The 19,761-nt window shown below is 39.3% G+C and carries 19 protein-coding genes; 7 read left to right on the top strand and 12 right to left on the bottom strand.

Annotation, left to right across the window (positions count from 1 at the left end):
- Positions 1-85: 85 nt before the first annotated feature.
- Positions 86-985 carry a peptidylprolyl isomerase gene (locus ACFO3P_RS22495; RefSeq protein ID WP_042534639.1) on the top strand — a complete coding sequence of 300 codons (900 nt, stop codon included), beginning with the start codon at positions 86-88 and terminating at the stop codon, positions 983-985.
- Between the two features lie 47 nt (positions 986-1,032).
- Here ACFO3P_RS22495 and ACFO3P_RS22490 read toward each other — a convergent pair whose 3' ends face one another.
- From ACFO3P_RS22490 to ACFO3P_RS22460, 7 genes are all read right to left on the bottom strand, one after another.
- Positions 1,033-1,209, bottom strand: coding sequence for a sporulation YhaL family protein (locus tag ACFO3P_RS22490; protein ID WP_042534641.1), 177 nt, complete (start codon positions 1,207-1,209; stop codon positions 1,033-1,035).
- A 103-nt stretch (positions 1,210-1,312) separates the two neighbouring features.
- Complete coding sequence (yhaM, locus tag ACFO3P_RS22485; RefSeq protein ID WP_042534644.1) at positions 1,313-2,257, bottom strand: 3'-5' exoribonuclease YhaM; 945 nt, start codon at positions 2,255-2,257, stop codon at positions 1,313-1,315.
- 18 nt (positions 2,258-2,275) lie between these two features.
- A complete protein-coding gene (locus tag ACFO3P_RS22480) occupies positions 2,276-5,227 on the bottom strand; it encodes an AAA family ATPase (RefSeq protein WP_193064764.1) in 2,952 nt (983 codons plus the stop codon).
- Positions 5,224-6,438, bottom strand: a complete 1,215-nt coding sequence (locus tag ACFO3P_RS22475; protein ID WP_193064763.1) for a metallophosphoesterase family protein — start codon at positions 6,436-6,438, stop codon at positions 5,224-5,226. The genes ACFO3P_RS22480 and ACFO3P_RS22475 overlap by 4 nt, the downstream gene beginning before the upstream one ends.
- A gap of 135 nt (positions 6,439-6,573) precedes the next feature.
- On the bottom strand, positions 6,574-6,873 hold the full coding sequence (locus ACFO3P_RS22470; RefSeq protein ID WP_042534650.1) for a metal-sensing transcriptional repressor: 300 nt from the start codon (positions 6,871-6,873) through the stop codon (positions 6,574-6,576).
- 276 nt (positions 6,874-7,149) lie between these two features.
- Entirely contained in the window at positions 7,150-8,403 is a 1,254-nt protein-coding gene (locus ACFO3P_RS22465) for an ABC transporter permease (protein WP_042534653.1), read from the bottom strand.
- The gene (locus ACFO3P_RS22460; protein ID WP_042534654.1) at positions 8,396-9,292 is read right to left on the bottom strand and encodes an ABC transporter ATP-binding protein; all 897 of its coding nucleotides are present in this window, start codon (positions 9,290-9,292) and stop codon (positions 8,396-8,398) included. The genes ACFO3P_RS22465 and ACFO3P_RS22460 overlap by 8 nt, the downstream gene beginning before the upstream one ends.
- A gap of 477 nt (positions 9,293-9,769) precedes the next feature.
- Between ACFO3P_RS22460 and ACFO3P_RS22455 the strand changes: the two genes are divergently transcribed.
- Both ACFO3P_RS22455 and ACFO3P_RS22450 read left to right on the top strand, forming a co-directional pair.
- Positions 9,770-10,012, top strand: coding sequence for a hypothetical protein (locus ACFO3P_RS22455; RefSeq protein ID WP_042534656.1), 243 nt, complete (start codon positions 9,770-9,772; stop codon positions 10,010-10,012).
- A gap of 165 nt (positions 10,013-10,177) precedes the next feature.
- Positions 10,178-10,363 carry a YhzD family protein gene (locus tag ACFO3P_RS22450; RefSeq protein ID WP_042534658.1) on the top strand — a complete coding sequence of 62 codons (186 nt, stop codon included), beginning with the start codon at positions 10,178-10,180 and terminating at the stop codon, positions 10,361-10,363.
- A 62-nt stretch (positions 10,364-10,425) separates the two neighbouring features.
- Here ACFO3P_RS22450 and ACFO3P_RS22445 read toward each other — a convergent pair whose 3' ends face one another.
- Positions 10,426-10,773 carry a YlbF/YmcA family competence regulator gene (locus ACFO3P_RS22445; RefSeq protein ID WP_042534660.1) on the bottom strand — a complete coding sequence of 116 codons (348 nt, stop codon included), beginning with the start codon at positions 10,771-10,773 and terminating at the stop codon, positions 10,426-10,428.
- A gap of 164 nt (positions 10,774-10,937) precedes the next feature.
- Between ACFO3P_RS22445 and ACFO3P_RS22440 the strand changes: the two genes are divergently transcribed.
- Both ACFO3P_RS22440 and ACFO3P_RS22435 read left to right on the top strand, forming a co-directional pair.
- A complete protein-coding gene (locus ACFO3P_RS22440; RefSeq protein ID WP_193064761.1) occupies positions 10,938-11,837 on the top strand; it encodes a PucR family transcriptional regulator in 900 nt (299 codons plus the stop codon).
- Positions 11,838-11,948: 111 nt separating this feature from the next.
- Entirely contained in the window at positions 11,949-13,046 is a 1,098-nt protein-coding gene (locus ACFO3P_RS22435; RefSeq protein WP_042534664.1) for an ABC transporter ATP-binding protein, read from the top strand.
- 73 nt (positions 13,047-13,119) lie between these two features.
- Here the strand turns inward: ACFO3P_RS22435 and ACFO3P_RS22430 are convergent, their stop codons facing one another.
- A complete protein-coding gene (locus tag ACFO3P_RS22430) occupies positions 13,120-13,314 on the bottom strand; it encodes an alpha/beta-type small acid-soluble spore protein (protein ID WP_040981996.1) in 195 nt (64 codons plus the stop codon).
- Between the two features lie 146 nt (positions 13,315-13,460).
- Entirely contained in the window at positions 13,461-14,846 is a 1,386-nt protein-coding gene (gene fumC, locus ACFO3P_RS22425) for a class II fumarate hydratase (RefSeq protein WP_042534666.1), read from the bottom strand.
- Between the two features lie 162 nt (positions 14,847-15,008).
- Between fumC and ACFO3P_RS22420 the strand changes: the two genes are divergently transcribed.
- Positions 15,009-15,923 (top strand): zinc dependent phospholipase C family protein, encoded by a 915-nt coding sequence (locus ACFO3P_RS22420; protein WP_212929496.1) that lies wholly within the window; start codon positions 15,009-15,011, stop codon positions 15,921-15,923.
- A 54-nt stretch (positions 15,924-15,977) separates the two neighbouring features.
- On the opposite strand, the gene ACFO3P_RS22415 is transcribed toward ACFO3P_RS22420, so the two are convergent.
- Complete coding sequence (locus tag ACFO3P_RS22415) at positions 15,978-17,288, bottom strand: MFS transporter (RefSeq protein ID WP_289584594.1); 1,311 nt, start codon at positions 17,286-17,288, stop codon at positions 15,978-15,980.
- Positions 17,289-17,943: 655 nt separating this feature from the next.
- The gene (locus ACFO3P_RS22410; RefSeq protein WP_042534671.1) at positions 17,944-18,180 is read right to left on the bottom strand and encodes an IDEAL domain-containing protein; all 237 of its coding nucleotides are present in this window, start codon (positions 18,178-18,180) and stop codon (positions 17,944-17,946) included.
- Between the two features lie 329 nt (positions 18,181-18,509).
- On the opposite strand from ACFO3P_RS22410, the gene ACFO3P_RS22405 reads away from it, so the two are divergent.
- Entirely contained in the window at positions 18,510-19,391 is an 882-nt protein-coding gene (locus ACFO3P_RS22405) for a cation diffusion facilitator family transporter (RefSeq protein WP_042534673.1), read from the top strand.
- Positions 19,392-19,761 lie beyond the last annotated feature (370 nt).

Raw genomic sequence — 19,761 nt, 5'->3', positions numbered from 1 at the left:
ATTATTTAAACTGGAAAAGTATGATATATTAATCATGGTAAACAATAAAAGTAAGATGAGAAAAGAGTAGAGGTGTGTATCAGACATGAAAAAATGGACATTAGCAGCAACAATATCTGCCAGTGTGCTTGCATTGGCTGCATGTAATTCTTCCGATGATGAAGTGGTCGCGACTACAGACGCAGGCGACGTCACAAAAGAAGAGTTTTATGATGAATTAAAAGAACGTAATGGAGAAGCTGTTCTTGAAGAGCTTGTTACCATAAAAGTGTTAGAAGACCAATACGAAGTGACTGACGAGCAAGTAGATGAAGAAATCGATACCATGAAAAATGAACTTGGCGAAGATGAATTTGATTCCATGGTGGCTCAGCAATTCGGTGATGAAGAAGAACTTAGAGATTTAGTCTATGTAGGAATGCTTCAGGAAGCCGCTATTTCTGAAGATATGGAAATTACGGATGAAGAGCTGAAGGATTACTATGACAGAAAGAATTCAGAAGTAGATGCACAGCATATTCTTGTGCAGGATGAAGAAACAGCAAATGAAGTAAAAGAAAAATTAGATGATGGGGAAGAGTTTGAAGACCTTGCTTCAGAATACTCAACAGATGGCAGTGCAGAAGACGGCGGTAATCTTGGTTACTTCTCTGCCGGCGATATGATTCCTGAGTTTGAAGAAGTTGCATTCTCTATGGAACCAGGTGAAATCAGCGACCCTGTGCAATCTCAATTTGGTTTCCATATCATCAAAGTAAATGATGTACGTGAAAAAGAAGAATCCATTGGCGATTTTGAAGAATTAAAAGATGAATTAAGAAGCGAACTCGTTCTTCAACAAGCAAATCAGGAAGATATTCAAGCAAAACTTCAAAATTTAATTGAAGATGCGAATGTAGATATCTCTGCTGAAGGACTTGAAGATTTATTTGAACAGCCTTCTGAAGAAGAGCAGCCTGCAGAAGACACGGAATCTGAACAATAAAAAAATCGCTATCCATTTTGAAAATGGGTAGCGATTTTTTCATTTTATTACTGCTCTCTTTTTTTCAATCGTTCCTTTTGAATACGTTCCATATATATCTTACCTTCTCGTTCAATAAACTGCCGATCCAGCTTTCTTTCAGCTAAAAACGCACGCACTGCCATATATCCGCTGAATAAAATTAACAGAATCACTGCAAAGACCCAAATTGGAATCGAGCTCATCTTAAATCCCCCTTGTCCACTCCTTAATAAATATATATGAACAAGTAAATAGAAAATGACATAATCTTCACAGCAATCCGATGGATTCAATATTTTTTAAGAGCTACTCAAAGGAAGGCTTGTAGAAAGAGCGATTGTCCATTGCAAAAAGCCGCTCTGTAAATTCGCCCGGCTGCACCTTATCCAGTGCTTTATCCAGCATATTCATTTTTGCATCAATCAAATCAATTAAATGCAACAGTTCAGCTTCCTTGACCATTGGAGGCTTCGGACTGCCCCATTCTGCTTTTCCATGATGACTTAAAATCAAGTGCTGTAAAATAAGCACCTCTTCCTTATCCTCTACTTGCAGCTCCTTCGCCATTTCTGCTATCTCTTCTACCATAATGGTAATATGTCCAAGCAATTTTCCTTCCAGCGTATATGTTGTTGACACGACACCAGATAATTCCTTTATTTTTCCGATATCATGCAGGATAATACCTGCATATAATAAATCTTTATTGATGGAGGGATACAGTTCATGAAGCTGACGGGCAACCCCCACCATGCTGACAATATGATAGGCGAGCCCTGATGCGACATCATGATGATTTTTCGCAGCAGCCGGATAAATGAGTAATTCATGCTGATATTTTTTTACAAACCCCCGCACAATACGCTGCAACGTTGGGTTCTTCATTTCAAAAATAGCTTCTGTCAGCTTTTCTCCCAGCTCTTCTTTGCCTACGGGAGCCTTACCGACAAAGTCACTGACCTGAACCTGATCTGTTTCCTGAGATAAGCGGATGGAATGAATGCGTAGTTGATTTTTCCCCCGAAATTGATTAATATCTCCCGTTACATGGATAATCTGCTCGCCAACCAGGTTCTCTTCATCTTCTTTGGTAGCATCCCACAGCTTCGATTCTATCTCGCCAGATTCATCTCGAAGCATTAACGTTAAAAATGGTTTTCCGTTGCTGGTCGTACCCTTCGTAGCATCATTGATCAATAAAAACCCTTCAAATTTATCACCGACTGTTAAATTTGCGATTCCTTTTTTCATTTTTTTCCTCCCTCCAAATCAAGCATCCCTAGCATTAAGATGAATGATTTCTCCATTTGCAGCTTCAGCCAGCTCTCTATGGCATGTAAATACAATAACCTGCTGATTTTCCGCCATCCGCTCCAGTACCTGTTGCATACGTTCTGAACGTTTCCCGTCAAAATGCACTAAAACATCGTCCATCAGAAATGGCAGACCGCTCGCTTTTGCCATCACCTCATTAATCGCAAGGCGCAGGGAAATATAAAGCTGATCTCTTGTTCCCTGAGAAAGCTCCTCCACGCGAAACCGCCGTTTTTCCCTGCTGTTTTCTACTTGAAAAGGCTGCTCTGCTGCAGGTGAATATATTGTATCATATTGATTTCTAGTAATCTCTTTAAAATAGATTTGGGCGGTTTCAATTACAAGCGACAAGTATTTATCCTTGTATTGGCTTTTCGCAGCAGCCAGCATCCGTAAAGCTGTTTTTTGTACAGCCCAGGTTCTGACCAAGTCCTCCAGTTCTTCCTTCTCCATTGCCAGCTGGTGCATTTGCAGAGATATATCCTCCGCTCTTTCCAGCTGTTCAATACGTAATTTCAATTCTGCCTGCTGACTCTTTAGTTGTTCTAACGCTTCTTCCTCATCCGCTAAAGCCAGCTCTAATTCTTTTTTCTTTTTATAATGGTCAGCACCCTCTATGGAAACATTTATCCATTCCTGCTGCCATTTCTCCGGAAGCAGGATGTGGATTCTTTCTCTCAGTTCTTCTTGTCTGGCGTACAGTTTATTATATTGTTCTTTTCTTGTCTTCTTTTCAAAATAAACTTCTACAGACTCCACTTCTGCCATATTTAACAGTTTATCTATTTCTTTCTTATCATGGTTTCTTTTTTGGATGAAAGCTGCCTGTTTATTGCTGGTGTCCTTTATAAATTGATTCAGCTGCTGAAGCTCATGCTGGCGCTGCTGTTCTTGCTGTTCTATTTCTTCAAGGGCATGCATTATTTCATCCATATGAGTCTGCTCCGCCAGCCCTTTATGCTTCAGCCAACTCTTGGCCTGGTCTGAAAACTGCTCTATCCGTTCTTTTACTCTGACTAATCCTGTATAGATATGCTGCTTTTCATTCGTCAGCTGAAGCAGCTTTTGTAATAAATGGTAAATATCCTGCCAATAAAAGACATCGATGGATTGTAAAAATGGAAACTGATTTTGCTGCTTCCGTCTGCCCTCTTCTAATTTATTTTGCTGCTTGATTAGGTTAGATTCAGCCGTACCCTTCACTTTTAGCTGATGAATCGTTTCTCGTAACGTCTCATTTAAAGCAGAGAGCTTACTGCGCAATATTTGCTGCTTTTCCAAAATTTCCTGTGCTTCCAGATATTCTGCTTCTGTCACGTCCATTTCCTGTTCAGAGGGGGCGGTCTGCCAGCTTTCCTGCTGCTGTTTTAATTTTTGGATATCCTGCTGTTGTACATGCCGGAAATAATATATACCAATTCCGCCTGCCAGGCTTAATAAAAAAAGCCACGGCATGCTTCCTGCATATCCAATAAAGGCTGCTGCCAAGGAAATCCCTATTCCAACAGCTGTAAATCTTTTTGTTTGCTTCTGCTTCTCTTCTATCATTTGACCAAGCATTTGATGCATATACTGTTGCTGTGTTTCGCTGCGTTGATTGGTCTGGTGATAAGCTTGGATCCGCTGTTTTAATTCATCTACGTGCACGTCAGCAAGCAGTTCTTTTTCTGCTTGCTTCTGCTCCTCCTCCATTCGTGCTTTTTCCTGGGCCAAATGGTCTTTCTGCTGTTGATTATCAGCGATGCTTTTTTGTACATTTCCCAGCTCTTCACGTAATGCCGCCCATTCCTTTTCAAGATAAAACGGTAATTCCAGCTGTTCTAAATCTTCAGCGGTTATACGAATCTGCTTTTCCTGAATCATCTCTGTAATTTCACGGGCTTTATACTGATAATCCTCTTCCAACGTTTTCTTTCGTTCTATCATAAAGGTTATTTCTGCTTTTTGATTCAGGAAATGATTTAATTTTTCTTTTTCTCCGTCCTGCAGGGAAATCGTTTCTAAATCTTGTTTTTTCTCCATATACGTGTCTAAGGTAGCCTGATGGGAGCTGATTTCTCTGTCTGCCTGATTCATATCTGCATGGATTGTCTCTATTTGCTTCTGATAATCTAATGAAAAATCACGGACATCCGCCAGTTTTTGCAATTCTTCGGAAACACGAAGCATTTCTTTTCGTATAGGCAGTATTTTTTCCAGCTGCTTTTCTCTTTCCAGCTGTTCATTTTTCTCTGCAATCTGCTCTTTTTTCAACCTATGTTTATTTTCCAATGCACGCATTTTTTCTATTTGTTCTTTATATGATTTTTCCAGCTGCTTGCTTTCTCCAGTCTGTTTATCTTTGATTCGTAACGCACTTAGTTTTTCATTGATAACCGGCTTGGTGCCAGAAGGCTTAAATTGCTTCTGCAGCTCTGCCTGCAGCTTCTTTTCCACTTTATAAATCGCTGTTGAACCTGTTAAACCGACACTTAATAGAAGCTCACTGATATCCGATTCATTCATATCCTGCATCACGGTTAAATCTTGATTAGAAAAGGAATAAATCGATTGAAAGGTTTCCAGATTCATATTTCCCAAAAAAGCTCCGAACCAGGTCATGTCTCTTTCCGCTCCAACGTTATCAAAGCATCTGACCTCAGACGCATCCAACCGTTCAATCATTATATTTCCTTCCGCAGGATGCTCTAATATCATCCTTCCTCCTAATTTACTGCTGGTTTTGGGACGATAAAAATCACATTGCTTTTTGGACATTCCAAAAAGCATATATAAAATAAATTGATGCAGGGTTGTCTTCCCGGCTTCATTATCGCCTAAGAGCGTTATCAAATTAGAACCAGAGAAGGAGAAAGACTGGTCGACCCATCTGCCAAAGCCGTAAATCGTAATTTCCTTTATCCTCACTTTGCTCTCTCCTTCCGCAATAGCGTATTCAGCAGCTTATAAGCATCCGATTTAATCGTCTGTTCCTCTTCCTCCGACAGAGGGGATAAAAACTTTCGCGCATCCTTGTGATGATAAATTTCATTTAATCCTTCCTGAATAAATGCCATATCAGCTTCTTCTAATATATCTTCTAAAAAAGCGTCTTTCAGCTGAGCTGGTTCTTCCTCCAAAACAAGCTGATAACGGTAAATATACTGCCATGGAAAAGCTTCTGTCAAAGATTCATTTATCACTTCAACTAACTCTTGAACAAGGATATCATCCGGGGAAAATGCATCATTTTCTCTTGCTGTTATGTTCAAATACAATAAGCTTGGAACACTGTGTTCCGGCAATTGCCTCATAATGGCTTTTTCTGCTTGAGAAGGAGTGAGACAATCCCGAATGTCCACCTGTGCTTCTTCATAACGGATTGCCTGAAGCGGCAGGAAGGTTTGCTTTACCTGATGTCTGCTTAAGTTAACCAGATAACAGCCTTTTTCTCCCGTCTCCTTTCGGTGCCTCCCTTGTATATTGCCCGGATAAATAACCGGAGGATCTGTATGGAGCTGCTGCCGTTTATGTATATGGCCCAATGCCCAATAATCCATGCGTTTGTTTAACAGGTCTTTCAGCTGGAATGGCGCATAAGAGTCGTGCTCTGTATTTGTTGCCACGCTGCCATGCAGCATAGCGATATGAAGTGGAAATTCATCCTCTGTCCGTTCATATTCTGAAGATTTATTTTCATATACAGCTCTATTTTCATAGCTGAATCCGTATATAGCCGCAGCCGCTTCTCCATTCTTATAAAAAGGAATAGATGTTACGGATTCATCAGGAAAGATATATACATTATCGGGGTATTCCACGACAAAGGCATCCCCTTTTCTGAAATCATGGTTTCCATAAGATAAAAATACTGCAATATTTTCATCGGCCAGCCTTTCAAATGCGCGTCGCAGTCTTATTTGCGCTTTTAAGCTTTGTGATTCTTGATCGTACAGATCACCTGTTAGTAAAACAAAATCTACCTTATTGTTTATCGCTTCATCAACCAGGTGATTCAAAGCAGTAAATGTGCTTTCTTGAATTTCTTTAAATAGATTGGCAGGCACATGCCTCAGGCCTTTAAATAAGCTGTCTAAATGTAAATCAGCTGCATGAATAAAAGTAACTGCTGCATTCACTGTCTCCACTCCCAGTTTTATGATATCCTTATTTTAACAGAGGCAATAACAGAATGCACGTTCTATCCGCTGATTATTCTCCAGCACAATAAAAAAAGCCTACCGTACGTGTAGACTTTTATCATGATTTATTTATTATTTTGTAAACTGATTCAGCACATCCATCAGTTCGTCAATTGCTTCATCGCCTTCTCCAGATTTCACAGCATCGCTGACACAATGCTTGATGTGACGTTCAGCAACTTCAAATCCAACACGCTTTAACGCGGAATTAATCGCACTGATTTGAACAAGAATATCTACACAGTATCTATCTTCATCAATCATCTTTTGAATACCGCGGACCTGACCTTCAATTCGTTTTAAACGATTTGTCACTGCTTTTTTCTCGGCATCTGTTCTTGGTTTCAATGTATGCTCATGTAAGGAATCCATCGTATCCCTCCTTTAATCTTCTCTTTTAATATACCACCCTACCGTATATATGTCAATGCAGAAGACTTCTGCTTAAAAGTCCATTATATCATTAATCAAAATAAAACGTATCCTGAACAGGAGTTATTTTTAGAGTCTGTTTCTATAGGTTTGTATAAATCATCCTGCTGATAATTTCTTCCGGTTCAACCATCATTATCTTTCCCGTTACTCCTTTAAAATAACCGCTTCATATGCCACACAGGCAAAGCGGTTATTTTAAAATCAATCATACAGCTATTCTTTTTTTGATAAATTGATGGCACGTTTAAAATCTTTTAACGATCCTGATTTGCCATACATCAGTACCCCGCCTTTGTATACGCGGGCTGCCAATGCAGCAAACAAAGCAATCGTTACAATCATAATCCCGATAGACAAACCAATTTCCCAAAATGGGATATTGAGCATACCGATACGTAAAAACATTATCATCGGCGTAAAGAATGGGATATAGGATGTCACCGTAATCAATGTTGATTCAGGCATACCCAGACCTGTCATTGCAATGACAAAGGCAATGACAATCAGCATCGTCATCGGCATAATCAATTGATTAACATCCTCAATCCGGCTGACTAACGATCCGAGCATGGCCGCCAGAGTTGCATAGAGGAAATAGCCTAATAGGAAAAAGACAATTGCATAAATGTAAATAACCGGATCATTATCCATAATTCCCATTACTTCAAAAAATTCCCCTGCTGCAGAATCTTGATTTGCTTGAATGGCAAAGTAACCTCCGCCCAGCAGGATAATCATTTGTGTCAATCCTAACAAAGCAATCCCGACAATCTTTCCAAACATATGCATCATAGGCGGAGCACTGGAGATAAGAAGCTCCATGACGCGGGATGATTTTTCTGTTGCAACATCTGTAGCAATCATCTGACCGTATAGAAGAACGGTCATATACAGAACAAACAGCATGACATATACCAGACCTCGAGATTGATTCATTTCTTCTGCTGTTCTGGCACTGTCATCCAGCTGCTCTGTCTGCAGGCTCACCGGGGCATAAATCATATCTAACGTTTGCTGGTCAATTCCCGCCTCCTGCGTTCCAACAACCACCTTCAGCTGCTGCAAAATCTGCTCAATTTCTACCTGTTCGCCCGTTTCCGAAATACGGTTCGCATAATAGTCTCCTTCGGGCAGATTATTTTCATCGGCAGCAATGACAAGCAAGCCATCATATTCTTCAGCAGAGACTGCATCCTTCGCTTCTTCCTCTGTTCCTTCAAAATTCTCAAAGGCAATTCCGGCGCCTTCACTTATCCCTTCCCCCTGCAAATAATCACCGTATATTCCGGATTCATCGATGACAAGCACTTGATCCGATTCTTCATCACCTGAAAACATATCAATAATAGAGGATATATTTGCAAAACCAATAATGATAGCTAATGTAATTGCCGTGGTAATAATAAATGATTTCGATTTTACCCGCGAAAGATACGTATGACCAACAATCGTCCAGAATTTATTCATAGGAAGCACCTACCTTTTCAATAAAGATATCATTTAAAGAAGGCTCTTCAATTTCAAATTTCCGGACAAAGCCTTTCCCTTGCAGCTCTGAAAATATATCTTGTGCAATTTGTTCATCCTCAATCTGCAATGCACATCCATCCGGCAGTTCTTTATAAGAAGCCACACCTTGATAATTCTTTAAAAATTCTGTTGAAAAATCACCGCGGATATCAAGATTTTTCTTTCCAAAGCTGTGTTTGATTTCGCGTAAGGAGCCATGAACAACTGGCGTTCCTTTTTGCAGAATACAGATATGCTGGCACATTTCCTCGACATGCTCCATCTGGTGAGAAGAGAAAACAATCGACGTCCCCTGATTTTTTAAATCTTTGACAGCATTTTTCAGCATTTCTACATTGACTGGATCTAATCCAGAAAATGGCTCATCTAATATTAACAGTTTAGGCTCATGAATCACGGCAGAAATAAACTGTATTTTCTGTTGATTCCCTTTAGACAGCTCCTGCACTTTTTTATCTAAGTACTCCGGTACTTTAAACCGTTCCAGCCATTCATCCAGCTTTTTAAGAACCTCTTGTTTTTTCATTCCCCGCAGCCGTCCTAAATAAATAATTTGCTCTTTCACTGTTAATTTCGGATACAGCCCTCTTTCTTCCGGCAAATACCCAATTAAATGACTCTCATTATAAGAAATCGGGCCGCCGTCCCAGGTAATATCGCCGGATGTTTTATCCAGCAGGCCGAGAATCATACGAAATGTTGTTGTTTTGCCTGCCCCGTTTCCGCCTAAAAACCCAAACATTTCTCTTTCAGGAATTTCCAGAGATAAATTGTTTACTGCAGTATGATTTCCAAACCGTTTTGTGACATTTGATAGCTTTAGCACATACTTCTCTCCCTTCTGTTGACTATACAATTGAACGAATCAAAAGGTTCATATAACTTTTCAAATTTTTATTCATCCACTTGTTATACGTACAAACATATCCATTCGTTTCATTTTTTTATTATATCTATCCTGTTTACTATCATTACCTCCCCGGCGCTTCTATCTAAATCATTATGATTAGAAAACCAAGAGCACCACTTGGTCTTTAAATCACCAGTGTCCTCGCCGAAGCGATGTCCGCTGCGGGAAGTCGCTTTCCGCGGGCAACGGATCAGCCTCCTCGGAAGAAAATCACTTCCTGCGGGGTCTTCACCTGTTGCTTTTCCCGCAGGAGTCGGCTTCCCTCCGCTCCCATCTAAGAAGAATTATGTTTTATTTGCTTTCTTTCAAAGAAATGAAGCTAATTCTAGCGACGCTTTTTGATGGGACGAGTAATCGCAGTCCCAGAAGAAATACACGGAGACTCCTGTGGGAATGCGCAGGGTGAAGACCCCGCAGGAAAAAAGTGAATTTCTTTTTTTCTACCCTCAGAGCATAAGTGCGACTTTAGCTCTGTCTGCGCCTGTCGGCTTGCCAATTGCTAAGTCTTCTTTTCACCCTCGGGGCATAAGTGCGACTTTAGCTCTGTCTGCGCCTGTCGGCTTGCCAATTGCTAAGTCTTCTTTAGAGGAGATGAGCTCGGGCCCATGGAAAGTGGAGTTTATTTCTGGGGCCTAAGATTACTCACCCCATGAAACCCGTTGGAGCGGCTATATTCAGCATTTTTTATATACTTCTTATTCTTCAAGAAAAAATGAATACCAATTCATAACTATTGCAAGAAGTATTTCATCTGTTTTATAATTTAGAGTAAAGCGATTACATTTTGGAGGAGGTCATTCGATGGGGACATATTATTTAACGGTATTTTCACAATCAGGAGAAAAACTGCTTGATACACAATTTGATGCTTCCACGCATGCAGAAGCAAAGGAAATTGGAAAGGAAAAGCTGGATAAAGAGGGGTACGCTGAACATACACATCGATGTGTCAGCCCAAATGCTAAGCTGGTGCTCTTTCATCGTTAAAAAGTTAAAATCCCTGCTGCTGCAAAAGGTAAAGCAGCGGCAGGGATGTATCCGTTCATTTTTTATTCAGCTGCACCATAAAGTTCTTCTAATGGTTTTGTAATGGTTTGAGAGATTTCATTAATCACATTGTTTAGTTTCTGCTCTTCTTCCATTAATTTTGAGATGGCATCATGCTGTTGAACCGTCTCAACGATTTGTCTTGCTTTTTCAATTTCTTCTTCAGAAATATCTTGACCTTGCATATGCTTTTCCTGCAGGTTTAATTGTGTTTCACGGAAGTTTTCAAACATTTGCTTTGCAATTTCGTCAGACATTACTGCTTCATAAGCTTGTTTTAAATCCTGAAATTCTTTGCTTTCACGAAGTGCTTGTTCTAATTGATTTGCTTGTTCTTGTAAATTTGACATTAATATAACTCCTCCTTCATCGTCTCTTGCTACTATAACAAAGCTGTTAACGTATGTATAGCCATATCTATTTAATGGATTAAAAAATAAATCCTGCATTTTCATAGTATAATAAAAGCAGCATGCAATAGAACTGCTATCTCAGTTTAAAAGGAGGAATACGATTGCATTTACAACGATTGAAGAAGCTTTACCCCAGTTTGACAGAGCTTCCCAAAAACCAGAAAGAAGTAAACCCTGATTTTAAGTGGTACCAACTGGAAAATACCGTTATCGGTATTGATAATAAAGAATTAACAGACAGAGATAAAATCCTTCTGGGCACTTTTCTTACTTCTTACCATGTTCAGTTGCCCATTCAAACACCTAAAGAAAAACAGTGGGAAGCACGGATTCACCGGCAAAAAGACGCAAACCTTGGTAAAGCCGGGCGCTACCGTTTTATTTTTTTTCGAATCGAACAAGGACAGATTGATACAAATGTATTCAGAAAAACGTTACAGGAATTTTTTTCAGGAGATTTATCTATATTATGGAATCATACAAATGAAGGGTTTATTATCGAGGAACCGGCCAGTTTTTTAGAGGAGGGCATCACTTATCACCAGATCGCCGATACATTAACAGGTGAATTATATGTGAAAATCATGTTTTTCATCGGCCCCTACTTAGAAAATGATAAAGACTTGGCAGACTGCATAGAGCAAATTACCACCATGGCAGAGAGAAGCTTTCGAAAAATGGACACAGCTGTGATTGATTATACCGAGGTATACCCTTCGTTCCTTATTGAAATTCTTTCCCATAAGCAACGGCAGCAATTAAGTGAATGGGTTTTGAAAGAGTTTTTAACAGACCCGGAGGCTTTAGAAACGATTCGAATGTTTATTCAATGTAATTTAAATGTATCTGAAACAGCAAAGAATTTATATATCCACAGGAACAGCCTGCAGTATCGACTCGATAAATTTTATGAAAGTACAGGCATTGATATCAAGCAGTTTGATAATGCATTTACCGTTTATTTAGCCATTTTAGCAAATATGCACAATATCCAGTCATAATTTTGTGCAACATCTCCATATTGTTTTTACAGCTTTTTCAGTAAAATTAAAAACATAAGAAAAACGCTTTCATTTTATTTTAACACTAAATCATTTTAAGGAGATGTCATCATGGCAGAATTAAAATTAAATCATATTCAAAAGAAATACGATAAGGATGTATTAGCGGTAAAAGATTTCAACTTACATATTCAAGATAAGGAATTTATTGTATTTGTCGGGCCATCCGGGTGCGGGAAATCAACTACATTGCGCATGATTGCCGGCTTGGAAGAAATATCTGACGGGGAACTGTATATTGATGAGAAATTAATGAATGATGTTTCACCAAAAGATCGCGATATCGCAATGGTATTCCAAAACTATGCCTTATACCCTCATATGAATGTATATGATAATATGGCATTCGGACTTAAGCTTCGCAAATTTAAAAAAGAAGAAATCAAAAAACGTGTTGATCAAGCGGCTAAAATTTTAGGATTAGAAGCATACTTAGACAGAAAACCAAAAGCATTATCCGGCGGACAAAGACAGCGTGTTGCTTTAGGACGTGCGATTGTCCGGGATGCCAAGGTATTCCTGATGGACGAACCTTTATCTAACCTGGATGCAAAATTGCGTGTGCAAATGCGTGCAGAGATCCAAAAGCTGCACCAGCGACTGCAAACCACAACTATCTATGTGACTCACGACCAGACCGAAGCAATGACAATGGCAACAAGACTCGTTGTAATGAAAGATGGTGTTATTCAGCAGGTTGGTGCTCCTAAGGATGTGTATGACTTACCGGAAAACATTTTTGTAGGCGGGTTTATCGGATCTCCATCTATGAATTTCTTTACTGGCACATTGCAGGGAGACAAGTTCCAAATCGGTGACCATTCCTTCCTAATTCCGCAGCCAAAGCTTGCACCGCTGAAAGAACAGGGCTATGAAGGAAAAGAGCTGACTATCGGTGTTCGTCCGGAAGATATTCATGATGAATTAGTCTTCTTAGAATCCTCTCCTGAGTCTAAATTGACAGCCAAAATTGAGGTTGCGGAATTGATGGGAGCAGAATCTATTCTTTATTCCAGTATCGATAATCAAGAATTTGTTGCGCGCGTCGATTCTCGTGCAGATATTCAAGGCGGGGATGAATTAGAGCTTTCCTTTGATATGAATAAGGTCCACTTCTTTGATAATGAGAGTGAACAGCGGATACGTTAAGACAGAAGATATTGGTAAAGGGGAACTCATTATAAGTTCCCCTTTTTAGCCAGTAATATTTTATTTAATAAAATTATTTACCATGCATTTGTTGTTGAGCAGTCTGCACTAGGCGTTTTGTGATTTCTCCACCTACAGAACCGTTTGCACGAGAAGTTGAATCTGCACCAAGGTTTACACCAAATTCTTGAGCGATTTCATATTTCATTTGATCAAGAGCTTGTTGTACTCCAGGCACTACTAATTGGTTTGAATTGTTGTTTGCCATGATTATCACCTCCTGTACAAGTATCTTCTGCAGTTTCGCCCAACTTATGATAGCTAATTTTTGGAAATTAAAAAAGCTGAACCCTATGCATGGATTCAGCTTTTTGATTGCTTCATGTTCGTATTCAAAAGTACTGCTTTCTAAGCTTATTTGGGATGTGTCATTTCCTCTGGTCTTACATACTCATCAAATTGTTCAGCAGTCAATAAACCAAGCCTAACTGCTGTCTCTTTTAATGTTGCATTATCTGCAAATGCTGTTTTGGCGATTTTTGCAGCATTTTCATAACCGATATGCGGGTTTAAAGCAGTTACCAGCATTAATGATCCATGCAGGTTTTTCTCAATTTGCTCCAGGTCCGCTTCAATTCCGACCGCACAGCGCTCATCAAAGGAAAGAATGCTATCTGCCAGCAATTGGCTGGATTGCAGGAAGTTATAGGCAATCACCGGTTTAAAGACGTTTAGTTCAAAATTCCCTTGACTGGCAGCAAATCCGATTGCCGCATCATTTCCCATCACCTGTGTCGCTACCATCGTTACGGCTTCACTTTGTGTCGGATTTACTTTTCCTGGCATGATCGAGCTTCCAGGCTCATTTGCCGGTATCGTAATTTCTCCAATACCACAACGCGGTCCGCTCGCTAACCAGCGTACATCATTGGCAATTTTCATCATATCTGCAGCAAGACCTTTTAACGCCCCATGCGCATAAACCGTCTCATCATGGCTCGTTAATGCATGGAATTTGTTTTTAGCAGAAATAAATGTTTTATCAGTATATGCTGAAATAGCTTTACAAACCTTTTCTGAAAAATCCGGATGTGCATTTAAACCCGTTCCGACAGCTGTTCCACCGATAGCCAGCTCCCGCAGATGTTCATTACTCTCTTTAATCATGGTGTATGATTTTTCTAACATCCGGTGCCAGCCGCTGATTTCCTGGCCTAACGTCAATGGTGTTGCATCCTGCAAGTGGGTCCGCCCTATTTTTACAATGTCCGTAAATTTATTTTGTTTTTCTTCCAGTGTGTCCTTGAGTTGCTTCACGGCAGGAAGTACGGTATCTTCCAATTTCAATACAGCTGCTACATGCATCGCTGTAGGGTATGTATCATTTGAACTTTGTGATTTATTTACATCATCATTCGGATGAAGTTTTAACTCGCTCCCCTGCTCTTGAAGCCATTGATTACCAACATACGCCAATACTTCATTTACATTCATATTTGACTGTGTTCCGCTTCCTGTTTGCCATACTACTAATGGAAAATGGTCATTTAATTTATCTGCTAATACTTGGTCTGCAGCATATTTTATTGCTTCCGCTTTTTCTTCCTCCATTAACCCCAGTTCAAAGTTGGCAACAGCTGTACTTCTTTTTAAAATTGCAAACGCTTTAATGATTTCGACAGGCATAGTTTCCTGACCGATCGGGAAATTCTGTTTACTGCGTTGTGTCTGCGCTCCCCAATATTTGTCGGCCGGCACCTTAATTTCCCCGATAGTATCTTTTTCAACACGATAATCCATCCTAATTCCTCCTTGAACTTTTCCTCGAATCATATCTAGTGTATCAAATTTTTTGATTTTTTTCGATTTCTTTTTCATGATATGATAAGAATAAGCATATTCCCAGAGAATATCAGCTATTTTTACGTATACCAATTGAATTGAAGAAAGGAAGAATAAATCATGCCGAATATCTGGACACATATTTTTTTCGCAGAAGATGCTTGCAATGCATTATCCTGGGATATCCACCATTCCCCTTCCAGACATGCTCTCTTTCTAGGCGCTCAAGGACCTGACCCTTTCTTTTATTACCGATTCTGGCCATGGCTTTCCAGTCAAAAGACCGGACAGGAAATCGGCAACACATTGCACACAAAAGAATGCGGCCCTTTTCTAATATACCTGATTGAACAGGCTCAGGAAGGGTCTGATGAAGTAAAAGCCTATGTGGCAGGTTTTATCACCCACCATCTGCTGGACCGTCATACACACCCTTATATCCATTACCGGGCCGGGTATCAGGGCAGTAAACACCAAAAGCTGGAAACCCTTATTGATACGAAAATGGCTTTAGACACACGTAAAATGGAACTGTGGAAGCATGCGGCATATGCAGAAATCAATGTTGGTGACACATTGCCTGTATCCATTTTATACATATTAGATGATGCTATCCGCAGGTTTCACCCCGAATTATCTTTTCAGACGAAGGATATTCAGATTGCTTACCAGGATATGATTACTGCTCAAAAACTTTTTGCAGACCCGGGCGGCTGGAAAAATAAAATCTTAAAAGCTTTTATCAGTTCTTATTCTCATCAGCCCATCCATGAAAATATCGATTATCTTAATGAAGAAAATAAGCTGTGGGTGCATGCAGCTACTGGAGAAAAACGGGAGGAAAGCTTTGCAGAGTTATATACGGATGCATTAAATGATGCTGTCAGCCTGCTTCCTTTGGTTACGGATTATTGGAATGAAGGCGGAGAATCAGTAAAAGCGCAGCTTATCCGCCGTATCGGCAATATTTCATATGATACCGGCACACCTGTAGCGAATCATGATATAAACCGCTTTAGTGTACCAATTATATAAGAAAAAGAAGCACATGCTCTTTGGTTCAAGACTCCTCTCAGCATGTGCTTATCTTTATTGCGGGCGTACGTTGACTTCCTCTTTTTTATTCGAAGCTCTCCTTGCCTCTTCTATTCCTTTATCAATATCCACGAATTTCAAGAGAATGATTCCGATAATAAAGAAGAAAATAAGCGATAAAATGCCTAAGCGGCTGTTTCCCGTCAATTGTCCAATAAGCGCAAATATAAATGGGCCGACTACTGCCGCGAACTTGGATGAAATACCATAAAATCCAAAAAACTCCGCATGCTTTCCAGTTGGTATCATACGTCCAAAAATGGAGCGGCTCAATGATTGTGCTCCTCCTTGAACCATTCCTACAATAATTGCCAGCATATAAAAATGAAGAGCAGTGCTCATAAAATAACCAATAATGACTATTCCTAAATAGATGTACAATGTGATAAATAATGCTTTCTTTGCTGTAATCTTTGTTGCCAGCCAACCGAAAAAGAAGGTAAATGGTATGCCGACAAATTGGGTAATCAATAAGGCAATAATCAAATCATTCTGACCAATCCCAATCTCACTTCCATAAACAGTTGCCATTCGGATGATGGTAGAAATTCCATCATTATAAAGCCAAAATGCAATCAGAAAAATAGCCAGCTGTTTAAATTGCTTTATCTCCCGGAAGGTGTTTCCGACTCTGGAAAAACCAATGGCTATATATGATTTTTCCCGCTTTACTTTCTCTTTTTTCTCTTCTTTTATATTTTTCAGGAGCGGAATCGTAAAAATCAGCCACCAGATACCTACAGAAGCAAGCGAAATTCTGGTTGCCCATTCTGTATCAGAAATCCCGAACCAGGATGGGTTTAATATCATCATCACATTAACAGCTAATAAAATACCGCCTCCAATATATCCATAGGCAAAACCGCCTGATGATACTTTGTCCATCTCTTCTTTTTCAGCAATCTCCGGTAAAAATCCATCATAAAAAATATTACCGCCCGAAAATCCAATCGAACCAATAATGAATAATAAAGAGGCCAGTAAATAATCTCCCTCACTGATGAAGATCATTAAAATACTTGCAATAATCCCCATAAATGAGAAATAACGAAGAAATTTTTTCTTTGCTGCTGAAAAATCACTGATGGCACCAAGTATCGGTGCAAGAATAGCTACAATCAGCACAGAGATAGATTGTGAATATCCCCAATAGCTTGTTGCTAAATGATCATCCAGACCAGATGCAGCAACTGTTGAATAATAAACGGGTAGTACTGCAGCCATCATCGTTGTTGCAAAAGCTGAATTCCCGAAATCGTACATCATCCAGCTGCGCTGTATTTTCTTTCTCGATTTTGCGTCCACTTTATCCCCCTCCTTTACTTGCATTATAATGGATTTATTTGGTTAATCCTATCTATTTTTTTAATTTAATATTATTTCTTAAAAAAACCTATATTCCGTCTTTTCTGCATGCAGTATATGCTGACATGAATGTTCTCACAACTGCTATTTACTTGGAGCGTGCAAAAGATAACTGCCATACTCCAAATAAAAAAACAAGAATACCGCTTGGTCTTTAAAACATCGGTGTCCTTGTCGAAGAGATGTCCGCTACGGGAAGTCGCTTTCCGTGGGCAACGGCTCAGCCTCCTCGGAACAAAACCGCTTCCTCCGGGGTCTTCACCTGTTGCTTTTCCCGCAGTAGTCAACTTCCCTCCGCTCCCATCTAAGAATAAATATGTTTCATTAGCTTTCTTATAAAGAAATAAAGCTAATTCTAGCGACGATTTTGATGGGGCGAGCAATCGCAATGGTTTTCGGTGGGACGAGTAATCGCAGTCCCAGTCCCAGCGGGAAGACCTCGCAGAAAAAAGCAAACTTCTTTTTTTACTCTCGGGGCCTAAGATTACTCACCCCATGAAACCCATTGAATCGACTGCCTTCAACTTTTATAAGGTTTCTTATTCCTAAAAAAAGGTATAGGCGCACTTGGTCTCAGGCACCTATACCTTTATAGTTAATCTTCCCACACATATTGTTTATAAGCTTCACTATATTTTTTAAAATCTACATAATTATTTGTTTCAATGGCTTGATTTATTTCTTCTTCTAAATGAGATTTGTTCCATTTAAATACAAGTTCGTCCAATAATAATTGAGCAGCAAGCTTCTCTTCAAATGCCATTTCTTTTCGTGCTGTTAACGGTTCTCCTACATACTGAAAAAAACGGTATACGACTTTTTCTTGTTTCATGGAAGTTTCCCCCTTAAAGCCTTTTACCCATTATGCACAAACTTTCAATAAATTTCAACTTATAAATATTATCCATTTTTTTCTTATTTATTTTCATCTATGCAAGCACCTTATTTTCTGAATCATTTTATATATAAAAAGAAACAATAAATACTGCCATAGCAATGATTGTTTCCCAAAGGAAAATATGCTTACAATTCTCAATAACTCTTCCTGTGGTCTGTTATTTTTCTCTAGACCCACCAGTAAGTGATTTGATAGACTATATAAGCTAACTTGAATATGGTATGGAGATATCTAGTTAATTTTAGAATATGGTGGGATTAAAGATGAATAATCATAATGAAAACTTAAAAACCGGGGAAAAAGGAGCTTGGCTCAGCATCATCGCTTATATCTTTTTAGCCATTTTAAAGCTTTATATTGCCTCCATCGGAAATTCAGAAGGGCTGCGCGCTGACGGTTTAAATAACTTTACCGATATTATTGCTTCCGTTGCTGTATTAGTCGGATTAAAAATAGCGGTCAAACCTGCAGATTCCGTCCACCGCTACGGCCATTACCGTGCAGAAAGTATCGCTTCTCTATTTGCCGCTTTTATTATGATGTTTATCGGCCTTCAAGTCATATTTACTGCAGGCCGGACACTTTATGCATCCGATTATGAACAGCCTGATATGCTGACAGCCTGGGTAGCTATATTCGCTGCATTGGTTATGCTGGGTGTCTTCCGTTATAATTTAAAACTGTCCAAAAAAATCGGAAGCAGTGCACTTTATGCGGCAGCAATGGATAACCGTTCAGACGCTTTTGTAAGTATTGGCGTATTTATCGGCATTATCGGAGCCCAATTCGGACTATTTTGGTTAGATCCGATTGTAGCGATATTGGTCGGATTAATCATCTGCAAAACAGCATGGGATATTTTTAAAGATTCTACGGTTACGCTGACAGATGGATTTGATTATAAGAAATTAGATGAAATGAAGGAAGCTATCCGCACCTTTAAAAATGTACGGGAGGTTGTTGATATTAAAGGCCGTATTCACGGCAATCAAGAGCTTTTAGATATAACTATTTTAGTGGATCCCACCTTAAATGTTGTTGACAGCCATGCTATCACAGAGCATATTGAGGAGTATCTTTACAAAGAATACGGAATAAATCACGCATTGATTCATATTGAACCTTATGAAGAAAATAAAAAGTAAACTTCAGAAACAAGATGAACCATTTTCTATATCCTTAGAGAATGGTTCATTTTAATATTTGTATTTTCCTTTTTTATAAAATGAAGCTACATTTGCTCCTCTGTCAAAATAATTTCGTCCAATGTCGATAACAGGAAAATTTCTCTGTTGTTCCTGTCGTCAAAGTTATCATTCGTTTTTTACCTCTTCTTCCCCCTTCTACCCCTGACAGTGAATACTAACTAATTATGAATCCTCCTTCTAGTTCAAGTAAAGTCCTCATATCACGAACAAGTATTTTCAACCTCCTTTCACGTACTCTATTTATTACAATCCAGGAGAAAAAAGCTGCGTAATTTGACGAATTGTCAACACCCCTAGTATATTTAAT

Origin of the sequence: Oceanobacillus aidingensis (assembly GCF_042654105.1) — a bacterium.
Classification (GTDB): Bacteria; Bacillota; Bacilli; order Bacillales; family Amphibacillaceae; genus Oceanobacillus; species Oceanobacillus oncorhynchi.
The sequence above is the reverse complement of the archived record's forward strand: the minus strand, read 5'-3'. Positions and strand labels throughout refer to the sequence as shown.